Raw genomic sequence first — 23,795 nt, 5'->3', positions numbered from 1 at the left:
AATGACAAGCCATGCAAATCCCTCTTTGCTTCTTGACGGCAGCTTCAAAACGCTGAGCACCGTCCTTCCAGCCGGCGCGACGCTGCATGCGTGGCTGAAGGCGACGAATGCGGAAACTCCCGCTGAGCTCCGGGCAACCCAGGACGGAAAGGAAATCGGCTGCCTTGCAGCGCGAAACACCGAGGAGTTCGAGTTCCAGACTCTCGTGGTCGAAACAGGCGGCAACACGTCCTTCACCTATGACGCTGCCACCACCGCCGTCTCAGTCGTCTATGCCTTCTCGCCGGCGGAGGTCCTGGAAAAGGGCATCGTCGTGCTCCATGGCGCCGAGGCCAATGCGGCACCGGCCGTTCCCGGCAGCTATCACTTTCGCCCGCCCTTCGGCTGGATGAACGACCCCAACGGCTTCGGCCGCTTCGGCGACAAAGTCCATCTCTTCTATCAGCACTATCCGCATGGGCTTCGCTGGAACACCATGCATTGGGGCCATGCGGTTACCGATGATTACCTCCACTGGAAGCACCTGCCGGTCTTTCTTTTTCCGTCAGTGGAGCTTTCGGCCCGCGCGGACGGCCGCGGCGGTGCCTTCTCCGGTTCGGCAATTCCGCTTGGCGGAGACGAGCCAGGCATCCGCATCTTCTTCACCGAGCAAGTCAAGGACCGCGAGCCGGAGGAGCAGATCCAGCTGACGGCCGTCAGCCGCGACCAGATCACCGCAAGCCCGGCGAAAATCATCCTTCCGGAGCGGCCGGCAGGCCTCGACCTGACACTTGATTTCCGCGATCCCTATGTCATCAAAGGTCCGGATGGCCGCTGGAAGATGCTCGTTGGCAGCCGCGACCGATCCGGCGGCGTCATTCTGCTCTACGAGACCGCTGATCCGGACGGGGCCGGCGGCTGGAGCTTCGTTGGCATCCTTCATCGCGAGAACCGCTTCGGCATGACGGCGGCCGAATGCCCTTGCATCGTGCCGCTCGATGGCCCCGCGGATGATCCGCAAACCCGTTGGGCGCTGATCTTCGGGCTGCTCACAAGCCGAGATCCCGCAACCGGTCGGCGCAACATCACGATCGCGACCGTGGGTCGCTTCGATGGCTTGAACTTCGTCAGGGAATTCGAACAGGAGCTCGACTTCGGGACCGACGCCTATGCCTTCCAGGCCTTCGTGGACGAGGCCGGCCCGGTTGGCATTGCCTGGCTCGCAAACTGGACGGAGATCTCGAAGAAGATCGACTTCCCGACGGCGATGACGCTCCCCCGCCGCGTCCTGCTCAAAGGGGAGGCGCTGCTGACGCCGCCGGTCGAGACAGTCGATGGTCTGCGCCAACGACTTGTCGACGACAGTCGCCTACTCGCCGGCGAAATTGTCCGGCTCGGCAACGGAGCCGTTGAGATCGTCATTGATCTCACCGCACCGGGCGCGGCTTTCGATCTCGAACTCGACCATCCCGAGGCCGAGTTCGGCCTGAGGCTCGACCAGGAAGGCCTGTGCATTCTCTACGACGTTTCGGATGGCAAATGGCTGCCGCGCTATATCGCCGCCGACGCGCACCCCTCGACAGTGCGCATTTTCCTGGACAAGGGCTCGATCGAGGTCTTTGCGGACAACGGCCGCTGGACGGGCACGAAGCGTCTGCCGGGCTTCGATGGCGTCCGCTCGGCGCGTCTGGCCGCCGTTCAAGGCAATGTCGCGGCTGCCCGCATCTGGCAGCTCGAACTCTGACGGAAAATAGGGAGGAAGTCATGGCATCCGTCACGATCGAACAGGTTCGCAAGCAATACGGCGCCGTGCCGGTAATCCACGGTGTCTCCATGGACATCGAAGATGGCGAGTTCGTCACCCTCGTCGGCCCTTCCGGCTGCGGCAAGTCGACCCTCTTGCGCATGCTCGCAGGGCTCGAGGACATCAGCGGCGGCGAGATCCGCATCGGCGGCCGCGTCGTCAATGACGTCGCGCCGAAGGAGCGCGACATCGCCATGGTCTTCCAGAGTTATGCGCTCTACCCCCACATGACGGTGGCGGAAAACATGGGCTTCGCGCTGAAGCTCAAGGGCGAAGGCAAGGCAGCGATCGAAACGCGCGTGCGCGAAGCGGCCGATATCCTGGCCCTCGGGCCGCTGCTCGACCGCCTGCCGAAACAGCTTTCCGGCGGCCAGCGTCAGCGCGTCGCGATGGGACGCGCGATCGTGCGTCATCCGCAGGTCTTCCTGTTCGACGAACCGCTTTCCAATCTCGACGCCAAGCTGCGCGTCACCATGCGCGCCGAGATTAAGGATCTGCACCAGCGCCTGAAGACGACGACGGTCTACGTCACCCATGACCAGATCGAGGCGATGACCATGGCGGACCGGATCGTCGTGATGCGCGGCGGTAATGTCGAGCAGATTGGCAAGCCGCTCGAACTCTACGATCGCCCGGCCAACACCTTCGTCGCGACCTTCATCGGTTCACCGGCGATGAACCTATTCGAAGGCGCAATCATGAACGGAGAGTTCGTCGTCGATGGCACGATCGCTCTGCCGCTGCCGCCCGGCTACCGCGGGGAAGCGCCGAAAGTCTACGGTATCCGCCCGGAACATCTCGTCATAGCGGAGAGCGGCGTGCCCGCGACCGTCTTCGTCGTGGAGCCGACCGGAGCGGAAACGCATGTGCTCGTTAAAATCGGATCGGCGGACGCCAATCTCGTGCTACGGGATCGGATCAATCTGGAACCCGGTCAGCGGATCACGGTCGCGCCCGATCTTTCGAAGCTTCATCTGTTTTCGGCGGACGGCAATCGCGTCAATTGAACGGCCTGTCGAGACCTGGCCGCCATGCGCGAGGGCGACGCCATCACCGCGTTCGACGGTGGCCGGCCGCGACGAACTGGACCCCATGCGGGCCTCCTTCATCGCTCATGGCGGCTTCCATTACTGCTATTGCACGCCGGGGGGGGAGCTCTGCTCGGCAGTCGGGCTAAGCGAGGTGGAAGCGGGTGGCCGAGCTATGTGACTGCCGATCCATCGGCAGACGCGGCCCCCCTCAGCGACCCCGAGACCCGTGAACGCATGAGCGGCATATCTGCCGCTGCACCGCCTATCCCAACATCCTCGCTGCCATCCGTGATGCCGCCGAGGACGCATGATCGATGAAGTCCTTCACCTAGGAGCGCCCTCAGACGTTGCGGCAGGCTGCTGCTGCGGTCCGCCGCTCACCGGACGCCGCTTCATCAGCGGCGGGACGAATCTCCTTGATCTGATGAAGCTCGAGATCGAGGGGCCGTCGAATCTCGTGGACGTCAGCCGACTGGATGATCCGCAGGCGAAAGAAGCGCTCGGTGATGATTGGCGGGGGTGGTGGCCGGTGAGGATGATGGCGACGGCGGCGGCCGCCCATCTCCTCAAGACCGTGAAATGGCCGGAACACACAGAGATGCACCCGGAACAATCTCGCATATGCGCGGTTGAGCTTATTTGGGAGCGAAGCTGTGACCAATGGTAATCTTGCCTCGCGGATCCGGCTGCAAATGGAAACAGCTCGAAACTCTGAATTCCTCCGATCCCTCCCTGTGTTCCAAGTCCAGCCGTTGTCCGACACGTTCATCGATCTCCTCCAACGTTTAGACGATGAGGAAACCGGCCGAAATCATCAGGACGCCGAGGCGTCGCATTGACGCCGGCTACAACGCGAACACATGAGAACGTCAGGTGGTGAGCGCGGCCAACAAGCACGTGCCCGCTCCGTCGTCACAAACAAATTGGATGTGCTCCATTTGTAAGCATTTGCATCAGGGCAAGCTCATCGCGAATACCCTGCCGATACAAATGGAAAAGCATCTTGCCAATTTCGGCGCCCTCCTCGCTTTCCGGTTCCAATTCCTTAAACGAACAGGCGTGGTCGTGAACGCGTCGCAGCATCGACAACTCGTCTTCATCGATAACGAAATCGGAAAACAACACCATCTCTTTGACCCTCCAATCAAAGCTTGTTGATGATGATGTAGATGTTGGTGGGGTAGCGGGGATTTTCCAGTCCTCAGACAGCCTCAGCATAAGACTTCGTGGACTCGACGCGGCCTGCATTCTTGGCAATTTCATTCTGGTCAACGTGGATCGCCCATGAAGCAGCTAGCGGCCGTTTTCTCGACATCACGCTGTGCAGAGGTCGCAAACTCTGCTGAAAATCTGACTCTACCGACCACTTGCGTTAACGACGATCGTCTAAAGTCGGGTCATGGATAAGGACATCACGCGACTATCTGAACTATACGAGTCCTCCCCTGTTCTTGTGGCGGCCTACGACGAGTTTGGCCGACTTCGTTATGCGAACAATGCTTTCCGGACGGCCTGTTTCATCGAGCCGGATGAGACACCATTTTGGCCCGATCTGATGCGGCGGAACTTTCATGCCAAACGCGGTACTGTCATCCACGCTGCAGACTTCGAAGAGTGGCTGATTTCCACCCAGTCTCGCCGCGGGAAGGTTGGTCAGAGCACTCGATCTCTCAGAAACTGCTGCACCGAAAGGGAATGAAGCCAAGGTTCGCGCCTGGTAACCCAGATCTCGTATTGCGGCCGAAGAGCAGCAGGAGCGTCATCTAGCGAGCCAACGCGGATTTCGATCTCCTCCTCTCCTGGATTGAATAGACGAGATCCACAGACAGGACAAAATCCTCGTCCGGCGAAAACCTTGACCTTGCCACTGCTCGAGAATGCGCGCGTGGACCAGACCGCGAATGTTACGAACGATGAGCCACTTTCCTTGCGGCAGTCCGCGCAATGGCAGAGCCCCACTCGCAGCGGTTCACCGCTTACCTGGTAGCGCACGGCTCCGCACAGGCATCCACCGGTTCTAGTACCCATCTCCAAACTCCTGGCATCACCAACTTGCCGGTGACTTAGGGCACATGGTCGATCGAGCGAGTCCCCTGCACAGATCTGGTGCTGATTGGCGAACTATCAAAGCCGTTTTGCCGCCCCGCCCGATTGGACAGCCAAGCGCAGTATCTCACGAGATGGAGCACCATGTTCACAAAAGCCTGCGGATCCGGGATGTCGAAAGTCGCCTCATCACTTCCGCTTCCGGAGTGGCAGGTGACTCCGCGAGAGAACGAGGGGTCACAGCGCCGGTCGCTAATGTAAACCCACACCCAGCAGTCGTTCGACGGCCGTGTGATCCTGCGAGAGCGTTTCCGGCGTTCCGGTCCAAGCGATCCGTCCCCGCTCCAGCACGACGACATGGTCGGCAAAATCCAGCGCGCTCTGTATTCGCTGTTCGACGAGCAGTATTGTCATGTCGCCGGTTCTGGCAAGCTCGGCAAAGACCTTCATGAGCTCTTCGCAGATGACCGGTGCCAGGCCTTCGAGCGGCTCGTCCAGCAGCAACACCGATGGCCGTCCGAGGATCGAGCGGGCGGTCGACAGCATCTGTTGCTCTCCGCCGGAGAGTTGCGAGCCGAGATTCCTGCGCCGCTCATGGAGGCGCGGAAACATGTCATAGGCTTCCTTGAGCGCGCTCTTCGGTCGGCCCTTGAGCCCGACGAAGAGGTTTTCCTCGACAGTTAGGGTCGGAAAGACGCAGCGCGCCTGCGGCACGAAGCCGAGACCACTCAAGGCCCGCGACGCGCTTGGCAGCGCGGTGACATCGGTCTCGCCGATGCGGATGCGCCCTTCGTATCGGCGCGTCTGGCCGGCGAGCGTCGCCAGCAGCGTCGTTTTCCCCATGCCGTTACGCCCGAGCACCGCGAGACGCGCGCCGGCCGGCACCGAAAACGAAATGCCTTCGAGCACCCGCGTCGGCCCGTAGCCCGCGGACAGGTTTTCGACCTCAAGCGTCGTGGCCGGCATTGGCATAACTCCCGAGATAGGCTTCACGTACCCGCGGATCCTTGGTCACGTCCGACGGCGAACCGTCGAAGATGATCGTGCCGGCGGCCAGCACGATCACCCGCTTAGCGAAGCGGAAGACAAGGTCCATATCATGCTCGATCATTAGCACGGCAAGGTTGGGCGGAAGGTCGGCCAGCGCCTGTTCGATACGGCCCGTGTCGCTTTGCGGCACGCCGGCGGCCGGTTCGTCGAGGAGCAGCACCCGCGGCTTCAGCGCCAGTGCTACGGCGATCTCCAAAAGGCGCTGCTGGCCGTAGGCGATCTCGCGGACATGCCGGTGCATCTGGTCTCGCAACCCGAGCTTGCCGATAAGATCGCCGACTTCCGCCATGACCTCGGGCATTGCTAGGTAATTCCCGAATAAGCGCCCTGCCCGGCCGTCGCGCTGCAGGACTGCAAGCGCCACGTGTTCCGCTGGAGTCATGTCCTGGAAGAGGCGCGTCACCTGGAACGATCGCACGAGCCCCCGCCGAACGCGTCCGATGGCTTTGACTCGGGTGATATCTTCGCCGCCGATCCGAACCTTGCCGGAATCGGGCTTCAGGTTCCCGGTGACAAGATTGATGAAGGTTGTCTTTCCGGCACCGTTCGGGCCGATCAGTGCCACGCGGTCGCCGGGCGCCATGGCAAGGCTGACATCGTTGGTGACGGCGAGGCCGCCGAAGGATCGCTTCAGATTCCGAACCTCGAAGATGGCACTCATCGGCGCGCCTCCCGCCACCGGATCGCAGCGGCGGCGATCGTGCCGTAGAGGCCCTTGGGGGCAAACAGCACGACGGCGATCAACAGGGCACCGACCATCGTCAGCCAATGGAAGGGGTTGGCAGCCGAAACGATATCCTCGAAGAACATGAATACGATCGTGCCGGTAAGCGCGCCGAAGAGCGAGCCGGTGCCGCCGAGCACCAGCATGACCAGGCTCTCCGCGGAGAGCGTGAAGGAGAGGCTGTCGAGACCGACGACCTGCGTCGAGATGGCGTTGAGCGCTCCGCCAGCCCCGGCCACCGCGCCGGAAATCATGTACATCTTGACCAAGGTGACCTTCGGCGAAGCGCCCATCGCACGAATGCGGATCGGATCCTCCTTGATGCCGCGGCAGAGCATGCCGAAAGGCGAGCGCACGACAAGGCGCAACAGCGTGAACACGACCGCAAGGAGGACGATGCCGAACACATAGGCGGTGCGGCCCCAAAGGTCGAACGCGAAGAGCCCGATCAACGGATCGGGCGCGATGCCGGCCAGCCCGTCGCTGCCCCCGGTCCAGGAGGAGGCCTTGTTGCTGAACTCGTGAAACAGATGGATGAGTGCGATCGACAGAACGAGCTGGGGAAGGCCGTGGGCTCTGAGGATGACCATGCCGCAGAGAAGCCCCGCAACAATACCGCCAAAAATGCCGCAGGCGAGCATGAGCAGCGGATCCGTGATGCCGAAATGAACGGCGGCGATACCGGCCGCATAGGCGCCGGTTCCGAACAGAGCCGCATGACCGAGCGTCGCCACTCCGCAATAGCCGGTCACGAGGTCGAGAGACAGCACCAGGAGCGCGATCGCCGTCATGCGCGTGAGCAGGGCCAGGTTGTCTGGAAACAAAAGGTAGCCGACGACGGCAAGTGCGAGGATCACGGAAAGGCCGGCGAGGTCACGGCCGAGTTTTCGCCGATTGCCACGTGCCGCTGCTAGTGTGTCGTTCACCGTCGCCATGGTCACTATCTCGTCCTCCCGGCAAGGCCGCGCGGGAAAACGCACACGATTGCGATGACGGCGAGATAGAAGAAGAACTCGCCGAATTCCGGCACCAGGTAGCGACCCGCCGTATCGATGCCGCCGAGCAACAGGCAGGCTACAAGGGCGCCCGGTATCGAGCCCGCCCCGCCGACGGAAACGACGACCAGGAAGGTCACCATATATCGCAGGGCGTAATAGGGTTCGACCGGGAGCAGTTCGGCGCCCACCACGCCACCCAGGGCGGCTAGGCCTACGGCAACGGCAAAGCTCACCGCATAGACAATTTCGGTGCGCACCCCGAGGGCTGCTGCCATCGCGGCGTTGTCGACGGCGGCCCTCAGCTTCACGCCGAAAGCGGTCTTTTCGATCGCGTACCAGAGAGCGGCGGCAACGGCGAGACCGCAAAGGATCGCGAACAGACGGTGCGTGGCGATCGAACGGAAGCCGAGATCAACGGACCCCCGGAGCCCCGACGGCAGCGGGATCGTCTTCAGCGTCGGACCGAAAACATAGTTGGCGATGCCGATGATGCAGAAAGTGATACCGATCGTCATCAAGACCTGCGTCAGTTCCGGCGCCCCGTAGATGCGGCGATAAAGCAGCCGCTCGATCGGGATGGCGATCAGAATCGTGCCGAAGACCGCAATCATCAATGCGAACCCATAGCCGAGACCCATGTCCCGCGCCGCATAGGAAGCAATGTAGCCGCCGATCATGGCGAAGGCGCCATGAGCGAGATTGACCACCCGCATAAGCCCCATGGTGACGGAAAGACCGATCGAAATCACGAACAGCACCATGCCGTAAGCGAGCGCGTCGACCGCTATGCTGAAGACGGTTTGCATGTGCACATCCTGTTTCCCGATGATGCGGGGCATCACGGCGACCCCGCATCGAAATAGCCGACCGTCGCTACTTCAGCGCCGCAAGGCCAGGGTCGCCCTGCTTTTCGAAAGTCTGAATCTCCTTGTTGTAATAGGATCCATCTTCGGCTTTGGCGACCTCGCGCAGATAGATGTTCTGGATGATGTGGCGCGATTCCGGGTCGATCGAGACCGGTCCGCGTGGGCTCGTCCAGGAAAGCCCCTTGACGGCGTCGACCGCCTTTTGCGCGTCCTGCTCGCCGCCGGTCGCCTCTATCATCTTGTAGATGACATGCATGCCGTCATAGGCGCCGACGGCAGGGAAGGAAAGTTCGGCGGGATTACCGATCGCCTTGCCGGCCGCCTCGACAAACGTCTTGTTTTCCGGCGAGTCGTGCGAGACCGCATAGTGGAACGTCGTCTGAAGGCCGAGCGCGGCTTCACCCAGAGCCGGAAGGTCGGACTCCTGCGTCAGGTCGCCGGGCGCAAAGAGCTTGATGCCTGCATCCTTGAGCCTGTTTTCGTTGTAGGCCTTGACGAAACCGAGCGTCGTCGGACCGGACGGCAGGAAGGCGAAGACGCCCTCCGCGCCCGAATCCTTGATGCGCTGCATGATCGGCGAGAAATCGTTGGTGGCGAGTGGCATCCGGATCGCCTCGACGATCTCACCGCCCACTGCTTCGTACCCCTTCTTGAAGGCGTTCTCAGCGTCGACGCCCGGGCCGTAGTCGCTGACGACCGAAATAACCTTCGAGACGCCGGCGTCCTTTGCGACCTTGGCGATCGGCGTGGAGGTCTGCCAGAGCGTGAACGAGGTGCGCACGACCAGCGGGCTCTTGGTGACGATCGCCGAGGTCGCAGCATTCATGATCACCAGCGGCACATTCCCCTGCTCGAGCAGCGGCGTCACCGCCATCGCGTCAGGCGTGAAATAGAAGCCGGCGAGATACTGCACGCCCTCCTTGACGACGAGCTCCTGCGCCAATGCCTTGGACTGGGCCGGATCCGCCTGCGGAACATCCCGGTAGATGACCTCGATGTCGTCGTCGCCGACCTTGCTGCCGTTCAGCGCCATATAGGCGTCGATGCCGGCCTTGAAGTTCTTGCCCTGCAGCGCGAAGGGGCCTGAGAAGGGTCCGATGACGCCGACCTTGATCGTGTCGGCCTCGGCTGTCCCGCTCATTACCAATGCCGCCAGCGCGGCGAGAATGGTCCGTTTCATTTTTCCTCCCCGCGACACCCGGCTCACTCCCGTCCGGCATCGCCTAATATCAGCGTCAAACTACATCAGTCTGTCATGTCCAACAGCGATAAATAATGAAATGTCAGCGTTCCTCCCATAACTGATGGGTTATGTTACCACGACGAAGCTTGCGTCTAGGTCCTCCTGCCAAATGCAACGCGTCGCCATGTCGAAGTCGTGGTCAAAACGGCAGACCCACATAGTTTTCCGCAAGCGCCGTGGCGGCCGCTCGGGAATGGGTGAGATAATCGAGCTCGGCCTCCTGGATCTTCTGGTCGAAGTCGCTGGTGTCCGGGAAGCGGTGCATCATCGTCGTCATCCACCAGGAGAAACGTACGGCTTTCCAGACGCGCGAAAGCGCTCGGGCCGAATAGGCGTCGAGGCCGGCATTCGAACGATCCTCGTAATGTTCGAGCAGCCCCTCGTAGAGATAATGCACGTCGCTTGCGGCAAGGTTCAGCCCTTTGGCACCGGTCGGCGGTACGATGTGGGCGGCATCGCCCACAAGAAACAAACGATGAAATCGCATCGGTTCGGCGACGAAGGATCGAAGCGGTGCGATCGATTTCTCGAAGGACGGCCCTGTCACCACTCGTTCAGCGTGGTGGGAGGGCAGGCGGCGGCGTAATTCGTCCCAGAAGCGCTGGTCGCTCCATTCCTCAGGCCTCTGATCGAGCGAGCATTGGATGTAATAACGGCTGCGGCTCAGGGACCGCATCGAACAGAGCGCGAAGCCGCGCGGATGGTTAGCGTAAACCAGTTCATGACTGACCGGCGGCACGTCGGCAAGGATGCCGAGCCAGCCAAAAGGGTAGATCTTCTCGAAAGTGCGGACGGCCTTTTCGGGCGCGAACCTTCGGGTTACCCCATGAAACCCGTCGCATCCAGCGATGAAATCACAGTCGATCCGATGCGTGACGCCATTCCCCTCATAGGTAACGTAAGGCGCGTCATCCTCGAAATCATGGGGCAGAACGTTGGTAGTCTGGTAGATCGACAGCGCTCCCTCCCCCTCGCGGCGATCTATCAGATCGCGGGTGAGCTCCGTCTGGCCGTAGATCATCACACGCTTGCCGCCAGTCAGCCCGAAAAGATCGATGCGATGGTCGCGACCGTCGAAGGCAAGCGAGAACCCGTCATGCGGCAGCCCTTCGGCATGCATGCGGGTGCCGGACCGCGCCTGGTCCATGAGACGCGTGGTCCCCTCCTCCAGTACACCGGCCCGCACCCGGGCGAGGATGTGATCCTTGCTGGCACGATCGAGGATAACATTGTCGATGCCCGCGTGTGTTAGCAGTTGCCCGAGCAAGAGACCCGACGGGCCCGAGCCGATAATAACGACCTGGGTTCGCATGCACCTCCTCCCATCGACCACCTCGATCGATGCAACTTGGACAACGCGGCAATGCGCCTCGGCAGCGGTCGCGCACACCAAAACTGTCTTTTGTCAGGAAGTTTGCGCGCCGCCCGGGCGGTTCTCAATGGACATTCCAGCCAAGAAATTGCACTTATTGAACATTGGCGTAAGGTGGGAAGGATGACGCGGGCGGTCCCGACATATGAGCTTTACGGTGAGGAGTCCGGAGAACGCCCGGATTTCTGGCTGCATTGCGAGACGATCCCCTCGCGCAGCAGCCTGCACCACTGGGAAATTGGCCTTCACCGTCATCAGAGTTTCTTTCAGATCCTGTACATCGCCGAGGGCTCGGGCGACGCCGTATTCGGCGAGACGTCGCAGGCGATTTCTCCCCCGGTCGTCATCACCATCCCGCCCACCGTCAGCCATGGTTTCCGCTTTTCCCGCGACGTCGACGGTTTCGTCTTCACGATCCTCGCATCACACCTGCCGGCTGCCCCGGGCGGCCGCAGCAGAATGGGCACATGGCTGTCGAAACCTTGCCTGACGCCGCTCGGCGAAAGCGAAGACGGCTGCTATATCGCCGAGACCTTGCAGCGCCTGGCGGAGGAATGGGCAGCGCGGCGCAATCACCGCACGGGCCTGCTCGACGCCTATCTCTCGACGGTACTGGCGCTGACGGCGCGGCTCGCAGAAGCGCCGCGCGTCGACGCGGCCGCGGTGGAAAGCGAGAACGAGCGGCGGATGGAGCGCTTCAACGCTCTGCTGAGGCAGCATTGCCTAACCCACCAGCCGGCTGCGTTCTATGCGCGTGAACTCGGGCTGTCGCCGACTCATCTAAACCGCGTGGTTCGGGCGATGACCGGGCAGAGCGTTCACGAGGTCATCGCACAAAGGCTCCTGAATGCCGCGCGTCGTGAGCTTGTCTTCACCCGCGCGAGCGTCCAGGAGATTAGCTTCCGCCTAGGCTTTTCAGACGCGGCATATTTCTCACGCTTCTTCGTTCGTCACCTCGGGACCACGCCGCGGACCTGGCGGATGGCGGAGCGGGAGAAGCTTGGCGTCTGACAATACGTGCCTGGACCGGTCTTTCTCTCGCAGCTTTCAACCAAAGCGGCCTGATTGCGGTTGCAAAAAACAACTTCGTCGGCGATTTCCTCGGCGGTGCAGTTCGGTCGAACACGGTCCATCTGGTCACTCCGCGATCTCAGTGGGCTTTGGCTCCATCTGATTGCACACGCGTTCACCTTGGAGCGAGATTCAAAGCTACCTAATCCGAAGAAGATCTGAACTGGAGCGTTAATGAGAGCGCCGATCTGCGGAGAACTGACAGTGAATCTCTTTCTTTTTCGAATGGCTGATTTTCTTTCTCGCCCTCCCGGCTTCTATTTTGTGATCGTGGCACTGATTGGCAGCACCGCCCTGGTGCCTTTCGGCTTCACGAACGTCGTCACCTATGCACTGTCAGTAGTAGCAATAATCATTACCAGCGTCGTTTTGATCCAAAACTATCGCGATACGGCGGCAATCCATGCCAAGCTCGACGAGATCATTGTGTCAATGCGTGAGACCCGGAACGAGGTAGTTGGGCTCGAGCACGAACAGCCAGAGCACATTGCGGCGGCAGTGGAGCGGCTCGAAGAGGAAGCTGACGGGCGAGACAGAGTCTGTCGGGAGACCACGATATAACGAACTCTGTATATGCTCCACGGCGGTACATCTTCAGATCCGCTCTCCACTCGGCTGGAGAAAATACGCATCTCGAACGGCGGCAAGTGGACACAAACGAAACGGAGACCAGGAAGTCAAACCCGACTGCGACGCGCCACAAGGGAAACTTGTTGCCTGCGAGTTGAAGTGATGACGCAGATCCGGGGAATGTTGAAGACCTTCGGCTCTGACGAAGCGATCCACCGGCTTGAAGAACTAAATTCTCTGCCTCGACCAATGCCTGGCGCGCTGTTCAAAGGGAAACGCGACCGTCGGCGCTGCCTCCTCTGAAGGGCGGTAAGGGGCTTGGTTGCGGATCAACCAGTGCTTGTTTGCCCCCTCACAGTACCGAGCAGTTCGATGAGCGACTTCTTGGGCATTGGTTTGGAAAGCAGGTAGCCTTGCAGCTCATCACAACCGAAGTCCTGCAGCGTCTGGCTTTGCTCGTCAGTTTCAACACCTTCGGCAGTGGTGCGCAGTCCCTTCGCGTGGGCCAAGCTGATGATCGATCTCACGATCGCTTCGCTTCCTGCCGCACTGCCGAAGCCCTCAACGAAACAGCGATCGATCTTGATGCGATCCACCTCCAGGCTTTGCAATCGGCCGAAGGAAGAGAACCCCGTGCCGAAATCATCGAGCGCGAAGCGAACACCGGCTTGCCGTAACGCAGCGATATTCCTCTCACAGATGCCGGCGTCGTCCATGAGCGTCGTCTCTGTGATCTCAAGTTCCAACGCCGTTGGCTGGATATCGTACTGACGGAGTATCGAAAGCACTTGCCGGGCGTAGCTTTCCTGTTTCAATTCAATTGCAGAAACGTTCACGGCGACGCTCAAGCCCGGGAGGTCGCGGGCCGTTGAACAGGCCTCTCTCAGAACGAAGGAGCCGAGGCGATCTATCAACCCGGCTTCCTCTGCAAGAGGAATAAATGCATCTGGAGTTATCATACCCTTCGTCGGATGCCGCCACCGAAGCAAAGCTTCGAGCGAGACGATCGCGCGCGAAACCGCGGAGTAGACGGGCTGATAAAAGACTTCGAGCTGACGGCCGCCATCCAGTGCAGAACGCAAGTCACGTTCGAGATCGCGCCTCATCTGCACAAGCTCATCCATCTGGGGACCAAAGATCGCGTAACGGTTTTTTCCCGCGGACTTGGCGTGATAAAGGGCGATATCAGCCTTACGCGTGATTTCCACCGGATCGGCGGCATCCCCGTTAGCCAGTGCCACGCCGATTGTGAGGCCGATGAGGACGGGCTGCCCGTCTATTTCGAAAGGTCTTCGCACCGCCGCGATCAGCGCGCCGCAGAGTCGCTCCACTTCGTCCTGCGGTATCCGCTGAAGTACGATCGTAAACTCGTCGCCACCAAGCCGTGCGATAACAGTTGCGTGAGCGGCGGTATCCTTTAATCTGCGGGCGACCTCGACCATGAGCCTGTCGCCCACCGGATGACCGAGAGTGTCGTTCACCTGCTTGAAACGATCGAGGTCCAGATACAGAAGCGCAATCGCCTGATCTGCGGCGGCAGTGTCGACCACCCGCGACAGCTGACTGTTAAAGGACGCACGGTTTGCCAGCCCTGTCAAAGGATCGTGCAGCGCCAGATGGGTGAGTTGCGCCTGGCTCGCCTGGAGGCGTCTTGATCGCCTCCTGAGAATAGCGCTCAACACGGTCGTGAGTACAAGAAGGCACAATCCGGAAACAAGAAGCACCGGCGTTGCCGCCGCCATGACGTTGGAACCGGGCCTGAACGGAAGCCAGGAGAAGTATCCTATGACTTCACCGGAAGCGGAGGCCAACGGCACGTACGAACGCGTTTCCCCCAGATCCGTCACGACGGAAAACCGCATGTCTTCAAAGAGGTACTCGTCGCTTATCTCGGTCAGGAAATCGCCATCCAGGAACCGGATCGCTAGGTGCAGGAATTCCCTGCCGGGCTCCTGTTCTATATCTCCTGTATCCGACACGATCGGCTTTACACTGACAATGGCCGGGCGGCCCTCAAGGCGAACAAGATCACTTTCGCCGATTGAGAGAACCTGATCATTCGTTCCTTCCTGATTTCCTTCCGAAAGCCTCTTCTGCAGCCTGAGTATAAGCGGCATTGCTTGCGGCTCGACCCGGCTGAAGGCCTTTTCCTCTTCCGCCTCTCCGGCGAGATACGCGTACAACAGCCTAAGATCCGCGCTGATCACGAAAGCGCCGTCATGCCGGAAATAGCTGTGCATCCAGCTGCCGAGGTTCGAATCGACCCACGTACGATCCCAATCTTTCGTTACTTTTCTGACGGCATCATCCCAGACCGTTGCACTCTCCTGATCATGGGCAATGCTGCTTTGCATTTTCGAAACGACAAGCTCGATCAGCTGCTTCTGTCGCGCGATAGCCACCGCGTCGGACTGCTGTGCCGACCAAAGAAGTGCCAAGTACACAGCGCTGACCAGGCTTAACGCGATTGCCAAGGGCAGGATCGAATTCAGAAGAAGAGCAAGTTTTTCGTAGTTCATTCGGGTAACCTCGCTCTCTCTCGTATCTGTTCCGTCTTAACGAATAAATATCTGCCAATCAGATCGGTGCCACGCGATTGCGAAAAGAGCCTTGATGTCGGTCGTACACCAGCAGCCTGACTTTCGCGCTCGCCAACACCGCCGATCTCGGCGAGATCGTCGCATCCTGCCCGATAAGGAATGAAAATACCTGCGGATGGATGCGTGCGGGCAAGTGCCCATATTTGGTGTTGATGGGATATAATAGTTTACTCGCAGTCTTAGGCCGGTGGACCAATTGACCACGCGACGACGGGCTCGCCCGAACTGCAGGTTGAAATCTTGCTATATGGCGAGACATCACCGGAATGCCGCCGCCGAAGAAGCGAGAGCACTGGCTGGGCGTGGATGGCCACATTGGGGTGAATCCCATGGAACGACGCGACAAGGAACAGGAGAACCTTTCCCGGCTTGAACGAGCCGCGCAACAGACTGCCAGTCCAAAATCCATGCAACAGAAGGCGAAGAAGCCCGAGGAAAAATTTCGCTTCAGCCTTCGTAAGGAAGACGTCTGGTGGACGGTTGGCTTCGCTGCTGCTGCCTTGCTGCTTTTTGGCGTCGAAGTCCTGATCAATTGGCGCCCGGAATGGCTTGACGCGCCTTTTCGCGCTCGCATGCTGAATTACGTCAGGGGCGGCATTCTCATTTTCGTCATGCTGAGTGTGGCAAATGTTATCGAAGTCTTTCTTATTGGCCGAATTCCCAATCGTGTCTCGCGTTTCAACCTGCAACGTATTTTTCGACTGGTTGTGGTCGTCGCCATTGTCTTCGTGGCGATTTCAGTCTTGTTTGTGAACTGGTACACGGCGGTTGTTTCGCTCGGCCTGATTTCACTGATTCTGGGCTTTGCGCTGCAAATGCCGATTTCCAGTTTCATCGCTTGGATTTATATCCTGGCCAGGGCGCCTTATCGCGTTGGCGACCGCATTCGCATCGGCGATGCCCATGGCGATGTTATCGACGTCAGCTATCTCGATACGACGTTATGGGAATTCGGCGGCGAATATCTTTGGACCGATCATCCGAGCGGACGCATCATCAAGTTTCCGAACTCCACTGTGTTTGACACGCCGGTCTTCAACTATTCCTGGCCGCTGTTTCCCTATGTCTGGAACGAAATCAAGTTTCAGCTCGCCTATGAAAGCGATCTGGAATTCGTGGCGCAAACCATGAGAGAGGTCGTGGAAGAGCAGGTCGGCGATATCATGAGCCAGAAGGTGAAGGTCTATAAGCACATCCTATCGAAAACGCCGGTGGACGAACTCGAAGTGAAGGAGCATCCCGTGGTTCATTTTCGCGTCAGTGAAAACACCTGGCTCGAGGCCATCGTGCGTTACCTCGTGCCGCCGAAGGAAGCGGGGCGCACCAAGACACGCTTGATCAAGGAGATGCTGGCGCGAATGAATGCAAAACCCGATCGCGTGCTGTTTCCGAAGAGCAATTTGAGGTGAACTTCCTCGCGCCATGCCCGCAAGCCCCTTGCCCGCGTCCCACAGGCAGGATCAGTACCCGCCGACGATCGGCAGGATCTCCCCCGTTATGTAGCTCGACATCTGCGAAGAGGCGAGAAAGACGTAGGCCGGAGCAATCTCCTCTGGCTGGGCAGCCCGCTTCATCGGCGTTTGGGAGCCGAACTTCTCCACATCTTCAGCCTCTTTGTCCGAGGGATTGAGAGGCGTCCAGACCGGGCCGGGGGCAACGGCGTTCACGCGGATACCTTTGGGTATGAGATGGCCCGATAGAGCCCGGGTGAAGGCATGAATGCCGCCCTTGGTCATGGAGTAGTCGAGAAGCTCCTTCGAGCCGGTGAGGCCCGTGACGGATCCAGTATTGATGATTGCCGAGCCGTTCTTCAAATGAGGAACAGCAGCCTTTGCCATGTAGAAGTAGCCGTAGAGGTTCGTCTTTAGCGTTTCGTCGAAGTGCTCGTCAGTCAGGTCCTGAATATCGTGCGTGTGAACCTGGAAGGCGGCGTTGTTGACGAGGATGTCGAGGCGGCCAAGCTGCATCACCGTCTTTTCGACCGCCTTTTGGCAAAAGCTCGCATCCTTGACGTCGCCTTTGATCACAAGGCACTTGCGTCCCTCGTTCTCAACAGCAGCCTTTGTGTCCTCTGCGTCCTGAGGTTCATCGAGATGCACGATTGCGACGTCTGCCCCTTCCCGAGCGAAGAGGATCGCCACCGACCGACCAATGCCGGAGTCGCCCCCCGTGATAAGCGCCACCTTGTCCTTCAGTTTGTCTGAACCCTTGTAAAAGGGGGCATCATACATTGGCGCGAGAGGAAGATCTGCCTCTGAGCCCGGCTTGTCCTGATGCACCTTTGGAAACGGCGGCTCTGGATAACGGCGAGCGCCCGCCTGCATGGCTCCGGAGGCCTTCGGCTTTTCCTTCTTGTCGGCCGCTTCAACCTGCTTCTGGATTTCGCGCTGCTTCTGGCCGGTTTCGGATTTCATTGGAACCTCCTTCGATTGAGGAGGTAAAACGTCGGCGAGGCCAAAAGGTTTGGACGAGGTCTGCTCGATCGCATGCTATAGCCGACGTTTGTTCTTCGATCGCACTCAAGGCGGACAGCAGATGGTTTATGATTGGGAAGGACGACGCACGCGGCGCTTGCAGATGCTGAAATTCCTAGGCGCGCTCGCTTTGCCGGTGCTCTTGCTCGGCTCGGCAATCACAGCCGTGGAGGGGGTGCAAGACAATCCCTCTGTGGCGGTAACTCCGCGTTGATCCGGTACACAGGGCAATCACGCTGATGCGTCAGGATTTCGAACGCGGCTTCGCAAGTATCTCGTCCAATGTGATTGGCTGAAGTTGGCGTCGGTCGACGCCGACATCGAACTGTCGCGGCATCGGTTTCAGCCGCCCATGCGAATGACCATGGAGATTGATCGATCTCTTGCCCATCTGGTTCCAGGTGCGCAACGGATAGTGGCAGAGGATCAGAAGATGTCCGTCTAGCGTCAGCTCGGCATAATGCTGAATGCTCGACCAGCCGTATGCGCCGGTGGTTTCGCGGGGATCGTTATTGCCGATGATGAGATGTTTGCGGCCGTTCAGCTGCGAGAGCAGATGCTCGGCAAAGCCGGCGCGCCGCGCCGCAAAATCGCCGAGATGCCAAACCTCGTCCTCGGCCGAAACAACACGGTTCCAATTCGCAATCAGCGCGGCGTCATGCTCGACCATGTTGGCGAAAGGCCGGCGGTCGATACGCAGCACCCGGGATTCGCCGAAATGCGTGTCGCTGGTGAAATAGATCATCGTTTCAATCGCTGCCGGCCCGGACCTGTTCGACGCGAAGACTCCCGGCTGGACAAGGTGCCAGCAATTCGCTCTCCGGTCTTGAAAGATAAATCCAGTCCGCCCATCGCTGAGGTGGGACGACGACGACCTGCCGGTCATGGATCGGCGCCACGTCAGGCCCCGGCTCGGTCGTCAGCATCGTGAAGGAGGGCGGCTGGTTTGCTTCGCCGTCGCGCCACAGGCCGGCAATCGCCATTATCGGGTGATCCGCAAACGTAAAACGATGCTTGGCCTTGGGATATTTCTTGCCCGTGAACTCGAAAAAGGCACTCGCCGGGATCAGACAACGCCTGCTGTCGGAAAAATCCCGGCCCTCGGAGCGAAAATTGAAAACCGGACCGCCACGGCCTTTAGGCGGAAAGCCGAACCGCATCTGGGTGAGTTCGATTACATTGCCGCTCGCCCGCATCACCGGACCGAGGTCACCAATCCTGATGTCATCGGCCTGCGGCAGGTCAGCCTCGCCTTGAGGTGCGGGCATGCCGAGCGCCAACTCCTGCATCATCTTGCAGTATTCGGCATACCGGATGTGTTGTTCATAGTCATTGCACATGTCGATTGCTCCGCAGCATCTTTCGACGGTAACGCCTCAACGATGCGATCGTTACATAGGGTCGGCTCTCATGGGGTCGGCTCTCAAGCCGTCCAGCGGCTTAATCTATCGCACGGCGATCGGCGGAACAGCTCCTCGGCCACCGCAACGAAATAGTTCAGCTGGCGCAGCTCCATATTGCCGATATCCCGAAAGCAGATCACAGCCGATAGCGGCAATCACCCGTCCTCATCCAATTGGGTGATTAGCCGTCGCGAGAATCTCGCGTATACTACAACCTAAGCTATTATAGAAAATGACGTTCTAGTCGAATGTTATCCGAGGCGCCGCCCGGTATAGCGATCCTCCAGACTAGAACTGAAATGGAGAGAGGGACAGCGATGGCGAAGGCCGCAACATCCTTTCCATGCAGACACCGGTGTTCTCTTCGGTCACTAATTTTGTTCTGCGTACTAGCAGCTGTTTGGTCCATCAATACAGCAATGGCCTCGGAAAAGCCTAGGTGGCGAACGCTTCCGGATACTCCGGAGCTCCCGGCGACTAACGAGCAAGGGTTCGTAGCGGTTAAGGGTGCTAAGATTTGGTACGCGATCTACGGTTCAGGCGAGCCTGTAATCATGTTGCATGGTGGTCTCGCCAATTCCAATTATTGGGGGCACCAGGTTCCGGAACTTGCCAAGCTCTATCAAGTCATCGTTATGGACAGCCGTGGCCACGGGCGCAGCACGCGGGATAAGCAGGCCTTTAGCTACGACCTCATGAGATCCGACGTTATCGCGGTTATGGATCATTTGCGCGTTTCAAAGGGTGCCATCATAGGCTGGAGCGATGGTGCGATCATCGGGCTTAAGCTGGCGATGCGCAATCCGGACCGAGTCAGCGGCGTGTTCGCGTTCGGCGCCAATAGCGACCCATCTGGAATGTACGATCTGTCCGACAGCATCGTTTTTGACCAATACCTTCAGCGGACTCCCGATGAGTATAAGGATTTGTCCGCCACACCAGGTGAGTACAATGAGTTTTTGCATCAGATGGAAGCCATGTGGTCCTCACAGCCATACATGACCAAGAGAGATCTTCGCAGCATTCGGATCCCCGTCTGGGTTGCAGACGGGGACCACGAAGAAGTCATCAGGCGCAAAGACACCCTATTCATCGCCGACAATATTCCGAACTCGGGGCTGCTGATCCAGCCTGAAGTCAGTCACTTCTCTCTTTTGCAGGCCCCACAACAGTTCACTGAGGATGTTCTACGGTTCTTGCGCGCATTGAGGTAGAGGATGACCCGGGAGCAGGAACTCTGGGATGGAGGTCCCGGTGACACATCATGCGATTTCCAAAGCACTGATCGAGAACGTCTGCCTGTTGTCGCCAGCGCTGCGCTGATGAAGCATGTTCGTAAGATCACCGACGACGAGAAGTTGGTTGTGCACGGCCTGAGGCACAACATGGAGGACCGGCCTAAGCTCGTGGGTGTTGAACAGGTGTTCCGTGGTGGCCATGAGCGTCGTCCTGAGCTGGGTCCTGCGCTTTCTGGGTAGGAACGAGACGCCGCTTTCAGGCTGTCGTGAACGTTCAGGAGGTGGGCCCGGTCCTCGGCTTCCCTTGGGTATAGCCGACCGCAGCGCCTTGGTTGCCAAATACGACAGGCATTCCGGTGAAGACGTCGAACACCGTCCACGTTCGATTAAGCTCCTGCCGGAATCTGTACCGGGTGTTGCATGGCGGAGATAATGCGAGGCCTAAATGTTTGGTACAAATTTCTGAGCGGGGGATGAGCTATCCATCTCGGCGCACAGCTGCCATTCAGTGGATCGTGTCAGGCCCATGCAAAATGTTCCGCCTAAGAGCATCCAGCATGTTCATAAGGCCAACGATTTCATCCGCTTGTTCAGGGTTGAGCTTGCAGGAGACCTTGTCGCGGCCGATGACGGCAGGCATTCCCGTGAAGACGTCGTAGACCGTCCAGGTCCCGTCCTGTTCATGCCTCACGCGATATCTTGGATTGTGCATGGGAGTTTCCCTCCCTAGTTCTTCTTGTCAGTCCGGAACGCATCGGACGCCGGTCAGTTCCCTCAAAAGGGCCGCTTAAGGAGGCGCCCGGAATGTTTGGCAGAAAATTTCTGAGCGGGGGATCGGATTGGCGGCTCGCGCGATGCCCCCCCTTACCCCTTCGGGAGCAGTTCCCGTTCTGACCCCAGCTTGGACGCGTGATAATCCCAGACCTTCTGCAGCAGGTTGGGCCTCCAGAGATTGCCGGAGAGCACGGCGATTTGCTCGCTCGTCAATACGGCCGGTCGCCGATCTGCTCGGCGCGGTACTGCCGCTCCGCATTCTCTTCTAGATAGACCGCAAGCACGAAGGCTTCGAGGATGCTGCCGGCGGCGATCACCGCGCCGTGGGATTTCAGCAGCGCCATATGATGATCGCCGAGCGTCGCGGCAAGCTCCTCGCCGAGCGGCTTGGTATTGATCGAGGCTATGGCGGGGAACTCCCGGATCTCGCCGAGCACGGCAGCCTGCATGGTCACGGGCCTGACCGCCTTTCCGGTCGAACTGAAGAGCGTCGACCAGAAGGGGTGGGCATGGATGACGGCGTTGACGTCGGGCCGGCGGCGGTAGATTTCCGAATGGATGTGGAATTCCCTTGGTGGTGCAGGACCGTCTTCGATCGGCCTCCCGTCGAAGTCGATGGCGACGATGTCGTTCGCGGTGAGAGCGCTGCGCACGGACACGCCGGAATTGATGAGCATCCCGTAGCCGGGCAGGCGTATGCTGGCATGGCCGTTGAAGTCGATGATGCCGGCACGTTCGAGCATCAGGATCGAGCGCGCGAGGGTCTGCCTTTCTTCGTGGTCTCCGATCATGGATTGCAGTCCGATGATATGGGGCGCGATTGCCCGAAAGAGTTGCGGCCGCCCCGATGACGGCCGCTTCTCTACGGTCAGGTTTGAGAAACTATCGGGCGGTTTTCTTCCAGGGCACCAGCTTACGCTCGAGTTCGGGGATGACTGAGATGACATAGCCAAGAAAGGCAACGACCAGTAGGCCCACGTATATTTGTTCAACCGACAGCAGCTCCCAGGCATTCCAGATCATGTAACCGAGACCGCTCTTCGAGCCGATCATTTCGGCGATCGCAATCAGCATCAGACCGAGACCGAGACCGAGCTTGAGGCCGCTCATGATGTGCGGCACGGCACCAGGCAGGGCGATGGTAGAAAAGACCTGCCAGCGGTTAGCACCGTAGTTGCGCCCGACATCGAGGTAGATCTTATTGATTTCAAGAACGCCGGTCGCCGAATTGATCAGCAATGGATAGAAGACGCCAATTGCCACCATGGCGATCTTGGAAGCCTCTCCACGCCCGCAGATCAACAGCAGCAACGGGAAGATAGCGCTCTTCGGCACCGGGTAGGTGGCCGAGATCAGAGGATCGATCATGGCCCTCAACGGCCGCGACAGGCCGATCGCCACGCCGAGAAGGAGAGCGGGGATGCCGCCGACGAGAGTGCCCCAGAAGAGCCGCTGCAGCGTTGCCCAGGTGTTGCTCCAGAGCGAACCATCTGCGACTAGGGACAGCAAGGTCGAGAAAACCTTTGACGGCGCCGGGAAAAAGCGCTGGTCGATCAAACCGGCCTGCGCCGCGATTTGCCAGACAAGCAGAAGCATAAGCGGCGACGCGATGCTGATGATCCGGTCGCGGTTGTCGCCGGCGAAAAGCCTCTTCTTGGGGCGGACGGCCGCTGCCGTCTGTGTGACGTTCGGTGCGATGCTCATGCCTTTGTCTCCCCAAGATCGCGTGAACGCGCGCGCTGGACTTCCTCGCGAAGCTGGCCCAAGATCGAGTAGACGAATTCGCCATAGGCCGGGCGCGAGCGCAGTTCCAAAACGGAGCGTGGGCGCTCGAAGGGAACGTCCATGATCTCCTTGGCGCGGCCGGGCTGGGCCGACATGATCATCACTCGGTCGCCGAGGGTCACGGCCTCATCGACACTATGGGTGATGAAGAGCACCGTCTTTCGGGTTTCCTCCCAGATGCGCAGCAGCTCTTCCTGCAGAAGGAGTTTGTTCTGCTCGTCCAGCGCCGAGAACGGCTCGTCCATCAACAGGATGTCTGGATCGTTGGCGAAGGCACGGGCGATCGACACACGTTGACGCATGCCCCCGGAGAGCTGGTGCGGGTAGGCCTGCGCGAAGCGCGTGAGCCCCGTACGCTCCAGATAATGTCCGACGACCTCGTTGATCTGGCCCTTAGGCACGTGTCGCAGGCGTAATCCGTAGGAAGCGTTGTCCCAGACTGTCATCCACGGAAACAGAGAATCCCCCTGGAAGACCATCGAGTTGCTGGGGCGGTTCTGCGCTGGTGCGCTGACCTCGACGCTGCCTGAGGTAGCGGTCTCTAAATTGGCGAGGATGCGGAGCAAGGTCGTCTTGCCGCAGCCGCTCGGACCGACAATCATGAAAAAACAGCCTTCGGCGATGTCGAGCGAGACGTTGTCGAGCGCAGTCATTGTGCCCGCCGGCGTTTCGAAGGACTTGGTGAGGTTCCGCAGCCGTATCTTTGCCGCCTCGTGAGACTCGTCAGGTACGCTGCGCAGATGATGAGATGATCTCGCCATGTCGCT

At 59.5% G+C, this 23,795-nt stretch carries 25 protein-coding genes and 1 pseudogene; 7 read left to right on the top strand and 19 right to left on the bottom strand.

Annotated elements, in window-relative coordinates; genetic code table 11:
• Position 1 precedes the first annotated feature (1 nt).
• Both QN219_RS17870 and QN219_RS17865 read left to right on the top strand, forming a co-directional pair.
• Entirely contained in the window at positions 2-1,723 is a 1,722-nt protein-coding gene (locus QN219_RS17870) for a glycoside hydrolase family 32 protein (protein WP_284001111.1), read from the top strand.
• 20 nt (positions 1,724-1,743) lie between these two features.
• Positions 1,744-2,790: a sn-glycerol-3-phosphate ABC transporter ATP-binding protein UgpC gene (locus tag QN219_RS17865; RefSeq protein ID WP_284001110.1), complete on the top strand. Its 1,047-nt coding sequence runs from the start codon at positions 1,744-1,746 to the stop codon at positions 2,788-2,790.
• Between the two features lie 364 nt (positions 2,791-3,154).
• On the opposite strand, the gene QN219_RS34005 is transcribed toward QN219_RS17865, so the two are convergent.
• Both QN219_RS34005 and QN219_RS17855 read right to left on the bottom strand, forming a co-directional pair.
• Complete coding sequence (locus QN219_RS34005) at positions 3,155-3,583, bottom strand: hypothetical protein (protein WP_309486598.1); 429 nt, start codon at positions 3,581-3,583, stop codon at positions 3,155-3,157.
• Positions 3,584-3,726: 143 nt separating this feature from the next.
• Positions 3,727-3,942: a hypothetical protein gene (locus tag QN219_RS17855; RefSeq protein WP_284001109.1), complete on the bottom strand. Its 216-nt coding sequence runs from the start codon at positions 3,940-3,942 to the stop codon at positions 3,727-3,729.
• A 271-nt stretch (positions 3,943-4,213) separates the two neighbouring features.
• Here QN219_RS17855 and QN219_RS17850 point away from each other — a divergent pair.
• A pseudogene (locus tag QN219_RS17850) lies at positions 4,214-4,468 on the top strand (diguanylate cyclase); the annotation flags it as partial.
• Here the strand turns inward: QN219_RS17850 and QN219_RS17845 are convergent.
• The 7 genes from QN219_RS17845 to pobA form a co-directional block, all read right to left on the bottom strand.
• A complete protein-coding gene (locus QN219_RS17845) occupies positions 4,468-4,842 on the bottom strand; it encodes a GFA family protein (RefSeq protein ID WP_284001107.1) in 375 nt (124 codons plus the stop codon). The pseudogene QN219_RS17850 and the gene QN219_RS17845 sit on opposite strands and share 1 nt — an antisense overlap.
• Positions 4,843-5,112: 270 nt before the next feature.
• On the bottom strand, positions 5,113-5,826 hold the full coding sequence (locus QN219_RS17840) for an ABC transporter ATP-binding protein (protein WP_284001106.1): 714 nt from the start codon (positions 5,824-5,826) through the stop codon (positions 5,113-5,115).
• Positions 5,807-6,571 (bottom strand): ABC transporter ATP-binding protein, encoded by a 765-nt coding sequence (locus QN219_RS17835; RefSeq protein WP_284001105.1) that lies wholly within the window; start codon positions 6,569-6,571, stop codon positions 5,807-5,809. The genes QN219_RS17840 and QN219_RS17835 overlap by 20 nt, the downstream gene beginning before the upstream one ends.
• Positions 6,568-7,569 (bottom strand): branched-chain amino acid ABC transporter permease, encoded by a 1,002-nt coding sequence (locus tag QN219_RS17830; protein ID WP_284001104.1) that lies wholly within the window; start codon positions 7,567-7,569, stop codon positions 6,568-6,570. The genes QN219_RS17835 and QN219_RS17830 overlap by 4 nt, the downstream gene beginning before the upstream one ends.
• A gap of 5 nt (positions 7,570-7,574) precedes the next feature.
• Positions 7,575-8,438: a branched-chain amino acid ABC transporter permease gene (locus QN219_RS17825; protein ID WP_284001103.1), complete on the bottom strand. Its 864-nt coding sequence runs from the start codon at positions 8,436-8,438 to the stop codon at positions 7,575-7,577.
• A gap of 67 nt (positions 8,439-8,505) precedes the next feature.
• Positions 8,506-9,678, bottom strand: a complete 1,173-nt coding sequence (locus QN219_RS17820; RefSeq protein WP_284001102.1) for an ABC transporter substrate-binding protein — start codon at positions 9,676-9,678, stop codon at positions 8,506-8,508.
• A gap of 202 nt (positions 9,679-9,880) precedes the next feature.
• Positions 9,881-11,053: a 4-hydroxybenzoate 3-monooxygenase gene (pobA, locus tag QN219_RS17815; RefSeq protein WP_284001101.1), complete on the bottom strand. Its 1,173-nt coding sequence runs from the start codon at positions 11,051-11,053 to the stop codon at positions 9,881-9,883.
• Between the two features lie 183 nt (positions 11,054-11,236).
• On the opposite strand from pobA, the gene QN219_RS17810 reads away from it, so the two are divergent.
• Positions 11,237-12,124 (top strand): helix-turn-helix domain-containing protein, encoded by an 888-nt coding sequence (locus QN219_RS17810; RefSeq protein ID WP_284001100.1) that lies wholly within the window; start codon positions 11,237-11,239, stop codon positions 12,122-12,124.
• A gap of 264 nt (positions 12,125-12,388) precedes the next feature.
• On the top strand, positions 12,389-12,745 hold the full coding sequence (locus QN219_RS17805; protein WP_284001138.1) for a low affinity iron permease family protein: 357 nt from the start codon (positions 12,389-12,391) through the stop codon (positions 12,743-12,745).
• Positions 12,746-13,083: 338 nt separating this feature from the next.
• On the opposite strand, the gene QN219_RS17800 is transcribed toward QN219_RS17805, so the two are convergent.
• Positions 13,084-15,273, bottom strand: a complete 2,190-nt coding sequence (locus tag QN219_RS17800) for a bifunctional diguanylate cyclase/phosphodiesterase (RefSeq protein WP_284001099.1) — start codon at positions 15,271-15,273, stop codon at positions 13,084-13,086.
• 410 nt (positions 15,274-15,683) lie between these two features.
• Between QN219_RS17800 and QN219_RS17795 the strand changes: the two genes are divergently transcribed.
• Positions 15,684-16,763: a mechanosensitive ion channel family protein gene (locus QN219_RS17795; RefSeq protein WP_284001137.1), complete on the top strand. Its 1,080-nt coding sequence runs from the start codon at positions 15,684-15,686 to the stop codon at positions 16,761-16,763.
• Positions 16,764-16,814: 51 nt separating this feature from the next.
• Here the strand turns inward: QN219_RS17795 and QN219_RS17790 are convergent, their stop codons facing one another.
• The 3 genes from QN219_RS17790 to QN219_RS17780 form a co-directional block, all read right to left on the bottom strand.
• Positions 16,815-17,768 (bottom strand): SDR family oxidoreductase, encoded by a 954-nt coding sequence (locus QN219_RS17790; protein ID WP_284001098.1) that lies wholly within the window; start codon positions 17,766-17,768, stop codon positions 16,815-16,817.
• 304 nt (positions 17,769-18,072) lie between these two features.
• Positions 18,073-18,582 (bottom strand): metallophosphoesterase family protein, encoded by a 510-nt coding sequence (locus QN219_RS17785; protein ID WP_405052166.1) that lies wholly within the window; start codon positions 18,580-18,582, stop codon positions 18,073-18,075.
• Positions 18,578-19,168 (bottom strand): SOS response-associated peptidase, encoded by a 591-nt coding sequence (locus tag QN219_RS17780; protein ID WP_284001095.1) that lies wholly within the window; start codon positions 19,166-19,168, stop codon positions 18,578-18,580. The genes QN219_RS17785 and QN219_RS17780 overlap by 5 nt, the downstream gene beginning before the upstream one ends.
• A gap of 617 nt (positions 19,169-19,785) precedes the next feature.
• Here QN219_RS17780 and QN219_RS17775 point away from each other — a divergent pair.
• A complete protein-coding gene (locus QN219_RS17775; protein WP_284001093.1) occupies positions 19,786-20,445 on the top strand; it encodes an alpha/beta hydrolase in 660 nt (219 codons plus the stop codon).
• A gap of 48 nt (positions 20,446-20,493) precedes the next feature.
• On the opposite strand, the gene QN219_RS17770 is transcribed toward QN219_RS17775, so the two are convergent.
• From QN219_RS17770 to QN219_RS17745, 6 genes are all read right to left on the bottom strand, one after another.
• Positions 20,494-20,670 (bottom strand): hypothetical protein, encoded by a 177-nt coding sequence (locus QN219_RS17770; protein ID WP_284001092.1) that lies wholly within the window; start codon positions 20,668-20,670, stop codon positions 20,494-20,496.
• Positions 20,671-20,974: 304 nt separating this feature from the next.
• Complete coding sequence (locus tag QN219_RS17765; RefSeq protein ID WP_284001091.1) at positions 20,975-21,181, bottom strand: hypothetical protein; 207 nt, start codon at positions 21,179-21,181, stop codon at positions 20,975-20,977.
• A gap of 152 nt (positions 21,182-21,333) precedes the next feature.
• The gene (locus tag QN219_RS17760) at positions 21,334-21,456 is read right to left on the bottom strand and encodes a hypothetical protein (RefSeq protein ID WP_284001090.1); all 123 of its coding nucleotides are present in this window, start codon (positions 21,454-21,456) and stop codon (positions 21,334-21,336) included.
• Entirely contained in the window at positions 21,453-22,034 is a 582-nt protein-coding gene (locus QN219_RS17755; RefSeq protein ID WP_284001089.1) for a class II aldolase/adducin family protein, read from the bottom strand. Before QN219_RS17755 ends, QN219_RS17760 begins: the two co-directional genes overlap by 4 nt.
• 91 nt (positions 22,035-22,125) lie before the next feature.
• Complete coding sequence (locus tag QN219_RS17750; protein WP_284001088.1) at positions 22,126-22,947, bottom strand: ABC transporter permease; 822 nt, start codon at positions 22,945-22,947, stop codon at positions 22,126-22,128.
• Positions 22,944-23,789 carry an ABC transporter ATP-binding protein gene (locus QN219_RS17745; RefSeq protein ID WP_284001087.1) on the bottom strand — a complete coding sequence of 282 codons (846 nt, stop codon included), beginning with the start codon at positions 23,787-23,789 and terminating at the stop codon, positions 22,944-22,946. The genes QN219_RS17750 and QN219_RS17745 overlap by 4 nt, the downstream gene beginning before the upstream one ends.
• Between the last annotated feature and the right edge of the window lie 6 nt (positions 23,790-23,795).

Origin of the sequence: Sinorhizobium sp. 8-89, from assembly GCF_030124325.1 — a bacterium.
Classification (GTDB): Bacteria; Pseudomonadota; Alphaproteobacteria; order Rhizobiales; family Rhizobiaceae; genus Sinorhizobium.
Note: the sequence above shows the minus strand (reverse complement) of the source record. Positions and strands in the feature narration are given on the sequence as shown.